The 12,012-nt window shown below is 60.7% G+C and carries 8 protein-coding genes; 5 read left to right on the top strand and 3 right to left on the bottom strand.

Annotated elements, in window-relative coordinates; genetic code table 11:
• Window positions 1-279 precede the first annotated feature (279 nt).
• The 5 genes from WAW39_RS13735 to modA all read left to right on the top strand — a co-directional run bounded on the left by WAW39_RS13735 (window position 280) and on the right by modA (window position 8,547).
• A complete protein-coding gene (locus WAW39_RS13735) occupies window positions 280-810 on the top strand; it encodes a sigma-70 family RNA polymerase sigma factor (protein WP_422319751.1) in 531 nt (176 codons plus the stop codon).
• On the top strand, window positions 807-2,342 hold the full coding sequence (locus WAW39_RS13730) for a LamG-like jellyroll fold domain-containing protein (RefSeq protein WP_422319749.1): 1,536 nt from the start codon (window positions 807-809) through the stop codon (window positions 2,340-2,342). Before WAW39_RS13735 ends, WAW39_RS13730 begins: the two co-directional genes overlap by 4 nt.
• Before the next feature lie 388 nt (window positions 2,343-2,730).
• Window positions 2,731-5,553 carry a PSD1 and planctomycete cytochrome C domain-containing protein gene (locus WAW39_RS13725; RefSeq protein WP_422319747.1) on the top strand — a complete coding sequence of 941 codons (2,823 nt, stop codon included), beginning with the start codon at window positions 2,731-2,733 and terminating at the stop codon, window positions 5,551-5,553.
• Window positions 5,554-5,556: 3 nt separating this feature from the next.
• The gene (locus tag WAW39_RS13720) at window positions 5,557-6,981 is read left to right on the top strand and encodes a DUF1501 domain-containing protein (RefSeq protein ID WP_422319745.1); all 1,425 of its coding nucleotides are present in this window, start codon (window positions 5,557-5,559) and stop codon (window positions 6,979-6,981) included.
• Window positions 6,982-7,020: 39 nt separating this feature from the next.
• Window positions 7,021-8,547, top strand: coding sequence for a molybdate ABC transporter substrate-binding protein (gene modA / locus WAW39_RS13715; RefSeq protein WP_422319743.1), 1,527 nt, complete (start codon window positions 7,021-7,023; stop codon window positions 8,545-8,547).
• Between the two features lie 167 nt (window positions 8,548-8,714).
• On the opposite strand, the gene WAW39_RS13710 is transcribed toward modA, so the two are convergent.
• Genes WAW39_RS13710 through coaE form a run of 3 tightly spaced genes read right to left on the bottom strand, consistent with a single transcriptional unit; the run spans window position 8,715 to window position 11,964 of the window.
• Entirely contained in the window at window positions 8,715-9,848 is a 1,134-nt protein-coding gene (locus WAW39_RS13710) for a ribonuclease D (RefSeq protein WP_422319741.1), read from the bottom strand.
• Window positions 9,845-11,254 (bottom strand): transcription termination factor Rho, encoded by a 1,410-nt coding sequence (rho, locus tag WAW39_RS13705; RefSeq protein WP_422319739.1) that lies wholly within the window; start codon window positions 11,252-11,254, stop codon window positions 9,845-9,847. Before rho ends, WAW39_RS13710 begins: the two co-directional genes overlap by 4 nt.
• A 53-nt stretch (window positions 11,255-11,307) precedes the next feature.
• On the bottom strand, window positions 11,308-11,964 hold the full coding sequence (gene coaE / locus WAW39_RS13700) for a dephospho-CoA kinase (RefSeq protein ID WP_422319737.1): 657 nt from the start codon (window positions 11,962-11,964) through the stop codon (window positions 11,308-11,310).
• Between the last annotated feature and the right edge of the window lie 48 nt (window positions 11,965-12,012).

Genomic DNA, 12,012 nt, shown 5'->3' with positions numbered 1-12,012 from the left:
AGACCGTGCTGGCGGAAATGCCGAGATGCTGGGCGAGAGATTTGAGATTCATTCAAAACGGACGTGCGGTGCCTTTGGCACAAACTGGCGATAAACCGGCTCCACCGCAACGTCCCCTTCTCCATGTTCCCTTCATTCCACCTGCTGTTCGCGAGCGCCTACGGAACATACGGAAAACCAATCCAGCTCCGGCTTCCGTGCATTCTGTGTATTCCGTAGGCCTTCACTCTGGTACTATTTTGGCACTCCCGTCACGATCCCCGGGAATACACTGTGCCCATGTCAGACTCGCCCACCTCCACCGAAACCCTCGTCCTCCTGCTCACCCAGCATCAGGAGCCGTTGTTTCGTTACATCTTCAGCCTCGTCCCGCGTGAGGCAGATGCCCGCGACATCCTGCAGGAAACGAGTCTGGCCCTCTATCGCAAGTTCACCGAGTACGACCCCGCCCGCCCCTTCCTTCCCTGGGCCTACCGTTTCGCCTACCTCCAGGTGCAAAAGCACCGCGAGAAATCCGCACGCTCTCCCCTGCTCTTCAGCGAAGACGTCATGGACCTGCTCGCCAGCGAGCGCAGCCACATCGAACCCCGCCTCGACGAACGCCTCCGCCTGCTCGACGCCTGCCTGCAAAAACTCACCGCGCAGGATCAAGAGCTCATCACCAGCCGTTACGCCATGCGGCAGAGCGCCGAGGAAATGATGAGCCGCTTCTCCCTCACGCGCCGCACCCTCTTCCGCAATCTGGAGCTCCTGCGCCAGCGCCTGCATGAATGCGTCACACATCAACTTCAAGCGGAGGGCCTCCCATGAACATCGACTCCCTCATCCACGCCGAGATCGACGGCGAAATCACCCCCGAGCAACACGCCCAGCTCGAAGAGCTGTTGCGCTCCGACTGGCAGGCACGCCAGCGTTACCTGGAGCTCGTCGATCAACACGCCCGCCTGCTGCAACAGCCAGCCGTAAACACCGGCCGCCTGCAAAAATCCACGTCCAAGCTTCCCGCCCGCCGCTGGCTTCCTGCCCTCACCGCAGCCGCCGCAGTCATCGCCTGCGCCTTCATCTTTTGGCCAAAACACTCCAGCGAAACAGAAGCCACCTCCAACGGCGTCGCCATGCTCAGCCAGACCATGGATGCCAATTTCACGAACACACTCCGCAGCGGCGACACCCTCAAGCCCGGCACCATCCATCTCACTCAAGGCCTCGCGCAGATCGAGTTCTTCAGCGGCGCCACGGCCTTGATCGAAGGCAGCACCGAAATCGAAATCCTCTCCGCCTGGGAGGCGCGCTGCCTGAGCGGTCGAGTCCGCGTGCACGTGCCACCAGCCGCCAAAGGCTTCCTCATGCACGCCCCCGGCATGAAGCTCGAAGACCTCGGCACCGAGTTCGCACTCAATGTGAAGGACAACACCAGCGCCGTGCACGTCTTCGAAGGCGAAGTCATCGCCCACACAAGCGCGCAATCACCCGCCAGTTTGAAACAAGGCATGTCCTTGTCCTCCGCCAAAGCCACCACCGTCACACCGCAGGACTTCCTCTCCATCAGCGAACTCCACGGCCTCGTAAAACATCGCGACATCCAGCGCTTCGCCGACTGGCAGCAGTGGTCCCTCAACGCCTGCAAAGATCCGCGCCTCATAGCCTACTACACCTTCAAGCACCTCGAAGACGATCGCTGGGACCGCCTCGTGAAAAACGTCACCGAGCCCCGCCACCCCCAGCGCGCCGGTGGTGCCGTCGGTGCCAGTTGGACCCAGGGCCGCTGGCCGGAAAAAACCGCCCTAGAATTCAAGCGACCCGGCGATCGCGTCCGCCTGAATCTCGACGGCACCTATCAGGCCCTCACTCTCGCCTGCTGGGTGAAGGTCGATTCCGTGGACAAAAAGTACAACTCCCTCCTCCTCACCGACGGCTACGACAACGGCGAACCCCACTGGCAGATCTACGAAGACGGCAGCCTCATGTTCTCCGTCATGTATCGCCCCGCAGACGCTGCGAAGAATGCCAAATACAACCAGATGTACTACAGCAAGCCCGTCTTCACTGCCGACAGCCTCGGCCGCTGGCACCACCTCGCCGTCACCTATGACAATACCAGCGGCGAGGTCATCCAGTACTTCGATGCCCAGCCCGTGGGCCGCGAAATCTCCCCGCTGCACCAGCCTGGCCGCGCCATCGTCTTCGGCCCCTGCGAGATCGGCAACTGGGGTCTCCCCACCCAAGGCCACCAGTTCCCCATCCGCAATCTCAACGGCGCCATCGATGAATTCGCCATCTTCAGCAACGTTCTGAATGCCTCTGAAATCAGCACCCTCTACAACCATGGCAAACCCGACTGACACGCATGCCACTTCGTTAAGGCGGGGCTTCGCTCATCTGCTTGGTCTGCCACGTCGCTCGGACCAGCGCCCACTGGGAGCACCGATATTTTATCGGCTCTGGGCGAACGTCCCTGCCGCCTCGTCGCGCTCCACTCCGTTCCGCCACACATCAGCCCCAAAGGGGCTGCGGATTTCAGCCCAGGGTCAGCCGAGCCTCAGCGAGGCGACCCTGGGTATGACAACACACGACCGGGAAGCAAACCCATCACTTCGCCGCACCCAGCCTTCACCAGCAGCGTCTGCAAAAAGCGCCGCCTCACATCGGCGCCGTAATTTCACAACACGCCCAGACTCTAAATCGGCCCCCTTGGCCGTTGGCAGCTGCATACCTTTTTATTCCCCAGCCATGACCGGCAAAGTTCTCATCCTCTCCCTGCTCGCCGCTACCTCGCTCTCAGCCCAGGACGCTGAAGCCCTCTACGTCCGCCGCGTCTGGCCCCTCTTCCAGGAAAAATGCCTCGCCTGCCACGGCAATGACGAACAAAAAATCAAAGGCGGTTTCGACATGCGCACGCTCGAAACCGCGCTCAAAGGCGGCGAGAGCGAAAAGCCATCCATCATCCCCGGCAAACCAGAAGAGAGCCCGCTCTACCTCGCCTCCACACGCCAGCACGAGGCCGATTGGGAACCCATGCCACCCAAGGAAGCCGATAAACTCTACGCGGAGCAACTGAACTGGATCAAAGCCTGGATCACCGGCGGTGCCCCATGGCCCGATGAATCAAAGCGCAACGCCATCGCCAAAGCCAACGCCGAAAAATGGAGCGCCGAAGACGGCATCACCATAAAAACCACCGGCGCCCTCTCCCCCGAATGGGCCAATCGCCGCTACAAACCCGAAGGACTCTGGGCCTACCAGCCAGTGAAAAAGCCAGCGACGAAAAGCCCCAACCCCATCGACGAACTCATCGCCCTGCACATGCCCGAAGGCGTGCGCCCCGCGCCCGCCGCCGATGCCCGCACCTTCATCCGCCGCGCCACCTTCGACCTCACCGGCCTCCCACCCACCCCCGAAGAAATCACCGCCTTCGAGCAAAGCTACATCCATGATCCAGCATCCAGCATCCAGCATCTAATCAACCGCCTCCTCGCCTCCCCCCACTACGGCGAGCGCATGGCCCGCCACTGGCTCGATGTCACCCGCTACGCAGACAGCAGCGGCTTCGCCAACGATTACGAACGCGGCAACGCCTGGCGCTACCGCGACTACGTCGTGCGCAGCTTCAACGCCGACAAGCCCTACGACCAGTTCATCAAAGAACAAATCGCCGGAGATGAGATGCAGCCCAGTAACCCCGAACTCCTCATCGCCACCGGCTTCCTCCGCATGGGCCCCTGGGAGCTCACCGGCATGGAGGTCGCCAAGATCGCCCGCCAGCGCTTCCTCGATGATGTCACCAACAGCGTCGGCGAAACCTTCCTCGCACACTCCCTGCAATGCGCCCGCTGCCACGATCACAAGTTCGATCCCGTGCCCACGCATGACTCCTACTCCATGCAGGCATGCTTCAGCACCACACAGCTCGCCGAACGTCCCGCCCCGTTTTTGCCTTCGGAAAACACCGCCGGTTTCGATGAAAGCAAATATCTGGAAACACGCCGCATCGAGCACATGACCATGCTCGCTCGTTTGGATGACAAGTTGCTCGCCAACGCGGAGAAATGGTTTGCCGAAAAGAAGCTGGACCCAAGTGCATGGAACAAAGCCGTCATCTCCGCCCGCGCCTTCATCGCCAACGGCGGCAAAATGAAAAAGGGCCGCAGCTTCACCGGCGTCTTTGAAACCGCCCGCTCCGCCCTGCAGAAACAAAACCTGCCCGAAGATCAATATCCACCGAAGCTCGTCGGCTTCGAGCCCGAAGACTACGGCAATGAACGCGTCGCACGCAAAGGACTCGAACGCCTCAAGTGGGAGCTCGAACGCTACGAACCCTTTGCCTTCAGCGTCTATGATGGCCGCACACCACAAATCGTCAGCGTTTACCAGCCCATCCGCATGCCGCAGGACCGCATGACCACCGGCGAACTGGAGCAAACAGCCATCCTCGGTGGCGGCGATCCATTTTCACCGACTAAATCCGTAAAACCCGGCGTCCTCTCCGTGCTTGGCAGCGTCGAGTTCCCCGATGCCATCGAAGGCCGCCGCACCGTGCTCGCCAATTGGATCGCCAGCAAGGACAACCCGCTCACCACACGCGCCATCGTGAACCGCCTCTGGCTCTGGCACTTCGGTCAGGCCATCGCCGGCAATCCCAACAACTTCGGCAGCACCGGCAAGAAGCCCACGCACCCCGAACTGCTCGACTGGCTCGCTGCCACGCTGGTGGAAAAGAACTGGTCCATCAAAGAGATGCACCGCGCCATCATGACGAGCGCCGCCTATCGTCGCAGCTCCGAGTTCAATGCCGAAGGCCCCAAACTAAGCCACGAAGAAGCCGAAAAGTCCTACGCCGTCTTCAAACCCCGCCGCCTCATGGCCGAAGAAATGCGCGATGCCATGCTCAGCATCACCGGCGAGCTCAATCCCACCCTCGGTGGCATCCCCAACCGTCCCGAGATCAATATCGAAGTGGCCATGCAGCCACGCCAGGTCATGGGCACCTTCGCCTCCGCCTGGGTGCCGAATGCTCTGCCCTCACAGCGCCATCGCCGCAGCCTGTATGCCTTGAAAATTCGCGGCGTGCGCGATCCCTTCATGGAAGTCTTCAACGAACCCGGCCCCGACTTCTCCTGCGAAGCCCGCGAAGTCTCCACCGTCACCCCTCAGGTCTTCAGCCTCTTCAACGGCCAGGCCACCTACGATCGCGCCCTGGCTCTGGCCAATCGCGTCATGCAGGAAAAGCCAGCCGATGTCATCACCCGCCTATTCCAGCTCGCCTACGGCCGCCCGCCATCCCCCGCTGAAAAAGCCGCCTGCACCACACACTGGCACACCATGGTATCCAGGCAGGCCGCCATCGCCTTCAAACAACCTCATCCGCCTCTCAGTGTAAAACGCGATGCCGTGGAGGAAAACACCGGCGAGAAATTCAGCTTCCAGGAAAAGCTCCCCGGCTACGCCGATTTCATCCCCGATCTCCAGCCCGCCGATGTCGATGCCCAAACTCGCGCCCTCGCCGATGTGTGCCTCGTCCTCCTGAACTCGAATGAATTCGTCTATCTCTACTGAGCCATGAACACGTCCTTCTTCCCCTGCGCCGGTTCTCGCGCAATGCATGCGCCCACGCGTCGTGAGTTCATCTACGGCCTCGGCACCTCCCTCGGCAGCGTAGCACTCACTTCACTCCTCGCCGCCGAACAAACCAGCCCACTCGCACCCAAAGCCCAGCAGATTCCCGCCAAGGCCAAAAACTGCATCTTCCTCATGATGGAAGGCGGCCCCTCCCACATCGACACTTTCGATCCCAAGCCCGTCCTCGAAAAACTCCACCTCAAGGAGTTCACCCGCGAAGGAAAGCAGAAGTCAGCCATGGAAAGCGGCAAACGCTACTACGTGAAGTCCCCCTTCAAGTTCGCGCAGCACGGCCAGAGCGGCGCATGGATGAGCGAGCCCTGGCAGCATCTCGCAGGCGTTGCCGATGAGCTCTGCTTCTTCCGCGGCTGCCAGGTGGATTCCGTGAATCACCCCACCGCCATGTATCAGATGAACTGCGGCAATCGCTTCGGGGGCGATCCCGCCATCGGTGCCTGGGTCACCTACGGCCTCGGCTCCGTGAATCAGGATCTGCCCGGCTTTGTCGTGCTCCCCGAGATCAGTTACCCCCAAGGCGGCAGCGCCAACTGGAGCAACGGCTACCTCCCCGCCCAGTTTCAAGGCACCCCGCTGCGCCCCAAAGGCTCGCCCATTCTCGATCTGCAGCCCCCCCAAGGAATCGCCTCCGCCCACCAGCGCGCCAATCTCGACCTCCTAGCTCAGCTCAACACCCGCCACGCCGAAGCCCATCCCTGGCACGATGAACTCCGCGCACGCATGCACAACTACGAGCTCGCCTTCCGCATGCAGACCCAGGTCCCCGAAACGCTCGACCTCAGCAAGGAAGACGAAAAGACCAAAGCCATGTACGGCATCGGCGCTGATGCCACCGACGCCTTCGGCCGCAAGTGCCTGCTCGCGCGCAAACTCGTGGAAAAAGGCGTGCGCTTCGTGCAGCTCTACGCCGGCACCTGGGACAGCCACGACTACATCGAGCGCGCCCACGGCAATCTTATCCATCAGGTGGACCAGCCCATCGCCGCCCTCATCAAAGACCTCAAACAACGCGGCCTGCTGGAAGACACCCTCATCGTCTGGTGCGGTGAATTCGGCCGTACCCCGGACAATGGCGTGCGTGGCGGCACCGCCTATGGGCGCGATCACAATCCCAAGGCGATGACCGTCTGGCTCGCCGGCGGCGGCTGCAAGGCCGGCCACACCATCGGCAGCACCGATGATCGCGGCATGGAGGCCGTCGAAGAAGTCCATCACGTCCGCGATCTCCACGTCACTCTCCTGCGCCTGCTCGGCCTGAACGACAACAAGCTCACCTTCTACCACGCGGGCCGCTTCAAACAGCTCAGCCAGTTCGGCGGCCAGGTCATCGAGAAATTGATCGCGTAGTATTTGAGCGATGCCGCCTTTCTGGCACGTTCTTCCCTCATGCTGAAAAAATTTGTCATCGTCCTCTGCCTCGGAGCCGCCGCCGGTGCCGCATGGGTTGCGCTGAAACCCGCCAAGACCAGTTCTGCGTCACTCACCGTCTTTTGCGCCGCCGGCATCAAAAAGCCCGTGGAGGAAATCGCCGCCGCTTACCAAAAGGAAACCGGCACCGAAGTCCGCCTCCAATACGGCGGCACCGGCACCCTGCTCAGCCAGCTCAAAATCACCAAGCAGGGCGATCTCTTCATCGCAGCCGATGACGGCGCCTTGGCAGACGCGAAAAAGCTGGGAGTCACCCGCGAGGAGTTCCCTCTGGTCATCCAAAAGCCCGTGCTGGCAGTCGCCAAGGGCAATCCCAAACACATCGACAGCCTCGCCGCGCTAAAGAATCCCGAAATCAAACTCGCCCTCGCGAATCCCGAAGCCGCCAGCATCGGCCGCGTCACGAAAAAACTGCTCGGCCCCGAGTGGGATTCGCTCGCCGCGAAGGCCGCCGTGATGAAACCCACCGTCACCGAAATCGCCGCCGATCTCTCCCTCGGAGCCGTCGATGCCGCCATCGTCTGGGACTCCGTCATACCACAGTTCAAAGGCCTGGAAACCGCCCCTCTGCCAGAGCTCGCAAAGCACGAGGAACATGCCACCGCGACCATCCTCTCATCCAGCCAGCAGCCTGCAGAGGCGTTGCGCTTTGCACGCTACCTCACCGCCCCGGAAAAAGGCGCCCCCATTTTCCTAAAGCAGGGCTTCAATCCCGTGCCCGGAGACAAGTGGGCCGCACGCCCTGATCTGATCATCTACAGCGGCGGCGTGAATCGCCTCGCCATCGAAAAGCTCCTCCAGCAGTTCGCCACTCGCGAAGGCATCACACTGACCACCGTCTTCAATGGCTGCGGCATTCTTTGCGCTTCCATGAAGACCATGCAGGACAGCAGCAATCCCAAGTTCCCAGACGTCTACTATGCCTGCGATGTCTGCTTCGTTCCTCCAGTGGCTGAGCAGTTCCCCGAAGCCATCCTCCTCACTGAAGCGGAGATCGTCATCGCCGTCCCCAAGGGCAATCCGAAGGGCATCCACACGCTCGCAGACCTTGCCCGCCCCGGTCTGCACGTCGGCATCTGCAATGCGGAGCAGTCCACCATCGGCTTTCTCACGCGCTCCATGCTGAAGTCCATGAATCTGTGGGAAAGCGTGAGCAAAAACGCCTCATCCCAGGTGCCCACCGCAGATTTCCTCGTCAATCAGATGCGCACCGGCTCGCTCGATGCCGCCGTCGTCTACGCCATCAATATCAACAACGACAAAGCCCACTTCGATGCCGTGCCGCTGCCCGCAGACAAGTCCAAGGCCGTCCAGCCCTTCGCCGTTCGGCATGATTCCCCGAACCAGCAGCTGGGCCGCCGCCTTCTCGCCTTCCTGCGCGAGCAGCGCACCACGTTCGAAGATGCCGGCTTTGTCTGGAAAGGCGACACCGCTCCCGTCAAAAGCGCGGACATCGTCCTGCCAGACTGGTTGAAGCAAAAATAGCTGTTAACTGCAGGCACAGCGCCGCGTCCGTAGGTCGGGTGTGTTTGGCGTCCATCACATCCTCGCCCCCACAACCTCCTTCGCCAAACCGCCCGACTTCGAGCGCGTTCGTACGCCATGGCGTCTGCCACACACGGATAGACGGGGCGTGCTTGCGCCACCCCCTTCTACTCCGCCGTCTGCAGCACCTGCTCCAGACCACTCGCCATCAGATCATGCTGCCAGTTCATCAGATGACTCGATGGATTCCCGTCCACGACGAGCTCTTCGATGGTCGCACGTGACCCGAGCAGCGAGGGCTCGATCTCAAGCTCCTGCGCCACTTTTTCGCGATGAGCACAGAGCTTGTCGATCTGATCACGCTGCGTGTCACTGAGGCGCCCTTTGGTCTTCTTGGCGCGCTGCGGCCAGTCGGCGGCAGTGGATGCCATGATCGCCGCCACAATGTCAAAAAACTCCTTCTTCCAGCGCGGACGCCAGCCATTCGGCGGGTTCAGCGGCTGGCCGGCTTCAAACTGCTCGGCGTAGGCCACCATCTGCTTGTTGGACATGATCTTGAAGCACGGCGTGTCACGTTCTTTCGCGATGCCTTCACGCCATTCCCACATGCCTTTCAGGATGGCCAATCCTCTGGGGTGCAGCCTGCCGCAGCCCTGCACACGCCACGGATCTTCACGCGCCACGTTGTCACGCGCGGCCACATCTTCCTGCAAAGACAGGCAGCTCTGATGAAACCAGTCTTCCCGACCCTTCGCTTTGAGTTCAGCCACGAATTTATCCGCGATGGGCAGCAGATAGCGCACATCATCCACCGCATACGAAAGCATGTTCGGGGGCAGCGGCCGGCGGCTCCAGTCAGCCTTTTGTGAGGCTTTGCACAGGTCCAGATCAAAGGCGTTTTTCACCAGTGCCGCGAGCCCAAACTGGCGCGCGCCAAGCAGGCGCGCAGCGATCTGCGTGTCACGAATCACCTTCGGATTCCAGTCATAGGTCCTCCGCAGCATCGTCAGGTCGTAATCAGCCCCGTGAAACCACAGCTCATGCGCATCCAGCAGTTCCAGCAGCGGCGTCACATCTGAAATCGCCAGCGGATCCACCAGGGCATAGCGCCCGGCGCAGTTCACCTGCAGCAGGCAGAGCTTCTCATGGTAGTGGTGCAGGCTGTCCGCTTCCGTGTCCAGACAGCAGCGCTTGTCCGGGCTTTCTGCCAGCCAGACTCGCATCTTGCCCACCCATTCATTGAGGTGCTCCGGGGTGTCGATGAACTCGTAGTCCTTCGGTGGTGATCCTTCCTCGTTCATTTCAGGCCCATGAGGAGGATTTCCGCATTGTTGCTGGTGCGGTTGATATTGCGAATAAGCATCTCAAGTGCCTCCACAGCCGGGACTGCAGCAAGCTGTTTGCGCACCTGCGTGATGCGCCGGAATTCGTCCGGATGGTAGAGCAGGTCGTCACGCCGCGTGCCCGATTTGAGCAGGTGCAGCGCGGGGTAGATCCGCCGCTCCGAGATTTCTCGGTCCAGCGTGGCCTCCATGTTACCGGTGCCTTTGAACTCTTCAAAGATCACTTCATCCATGCGGCTCTCGGTTTCGATCAGCGCCGTGGCAATGATCGTCAGGCTTCCGCCCTCCTCCACATTGCGGGCAGACCCGAAGAATTTCTTGGGCTTTTGCAACGCCTTGGTGCCGACACCGCCGGCCATGTAAGCTCCACCCTTGCTGCCCTGCGATGAGTTGTAGCCACGGGCCAGACGCGTGATGCTGTCCAGCAGGATCACCACGTCCTTCTTCATCTCCACCAGTCGGCAGGCGCGCTCACGCACGATCTCCGCCACCTGGCTGTGCCGCTTCGGACTCTCATCAAACGTGGAGCTGTAAATCTCGCAGCCGCTCACCGTTTCTTCGAAATCGGTCACTTCCTCGGGGCGCTCATCCAGCAGCAGCACGATGAGCGTGATCTCCTTGTGATTCTGGGAGATGGATTTGGCAATGTCCTTCAGGATCACCGTCTTGCCCGAACGAGGCGGCGCACAGATCAGACCACGCTGGCCTTTGCCCAGCGGTGCCACGATGTCGAGAATGCGGGAGCTGACCGCGCACGGCTTGGCCGTTTCAAGAATGATGCGCTTGTTGGGAAACGTCGCCGTCAGCTTGTCGAAATCCGTCGGTGTCTCCCATTTGTCGATGGTAATCCCCTCGACTTCGGTGATGCGGTCGATCGCCAGGTACTTGTCCCGGTCCTTGGGAGCCTTGGCAATCCCTGCAATTCTCTGGCTGGGGCGCAGATTGAACTTCCTGACCAGAAACAAAGGAACGAAGACGTCCTCTGGCAGGGGCATGAAACTGTACTTCGGATAACGGATGAGGCCGTAGTTGTCCGAGCCGATCTCCAGCACACCTTCCACCTTGAGGCGGGTTTTGTGTTCCCCCATCCACGAGCAAAGATCGTAAATGAGCTGATGCTTCGTGCGGCTTGCATTCAGGCGGAAACCCACCTTTTCCGCAAGCTCCAGCAGATCAGCCAGCGAGGAGTTCTGCAGTTCGTTGATGGAGATCTCCTCTGGAAACGGTGGCTGCGCGCCATCCGTCTTCTGGGGCTCGGCAGGCGTCTCGCCTGAAACGGCGGCAGGTTGAGCAGGAGATGCAGCTTCCTGCTGCGGCTCGGGATTCTCCGGGGGGAGAGTGGCAACGGGGGTGGGGTCCGACACTGGGGAGGCGGGGGGGGCCGCAACCGTTGCGGGGGATTCGGTAGATGGGTCGTTCATGCTTGCAAGAGTGGACTTGCCAGCGTCAGCACCTGGGCTTCAAGAGAGGCCAGAGAACCATCATTCCAAATGACGGCATCTGCTCTTTCTACCTTGGCTTCGATGGGCCATTGGGCCTCCAGGAACTTGTGAACGGTCTGTTCGTCGAGTCCCCGGGTTTCCATCATCCGCCTGACTTGCACCGACCGGCTGGAAGCCACCACGATGACGAAGTCTGCTGAAACTGTACCTCCAATCTCATAGTGGAGGGGGACTTCCGCAAGGAAAAGATTCACCCCGGCCTTTTCGGCCTCCCTGCGGGCGTCCTCCAGAGCGGCCAAAACGGGGGGATGCAGCAGGCCTTCCAGTTTTTTTCGCAAACCCACATCCGGCAACACCACATCGCGCAGCCACTGGCGGTTGATCTCACCCGAATCACCCAATGCCTTCGCCCCAAAGGCAGCCACCAGTTCCTTGATCGTCGAGGCACGTTTCATCACCTCTGCCACCATCAAGTCGGCCGAAAAAAAACGATGCGGCACGGGAAGCTGCTGCGTCAGCAGCGTGATCAGTGAACTTTTGCCACATCCTGCTCCACCGGTGATCAACCAAGATTTCATCGAAGTAAATGGCCTGAGCTTGGCCCGTCTGCAATTCACACTCGCTAAAAACACATCAGGCAGGATGCTTTCGCAATCCTGCCTGATGTTCGGTTAAGTATG

This window comes from Prosthecobacter sp., assembly GCF_049294395.1.
Lineage (GTDB): Bacteria > Verrucomicrobiota > Verrucomicrobiia > Verrucomicrobiales > Verrucomicrobiaceae > Prosthecobacter.
The sequence above is the reverse complement of the archived record's forward strand: the minus strand, read 5'-3'. Positions and strand labels throughout refer to the sequence as shown.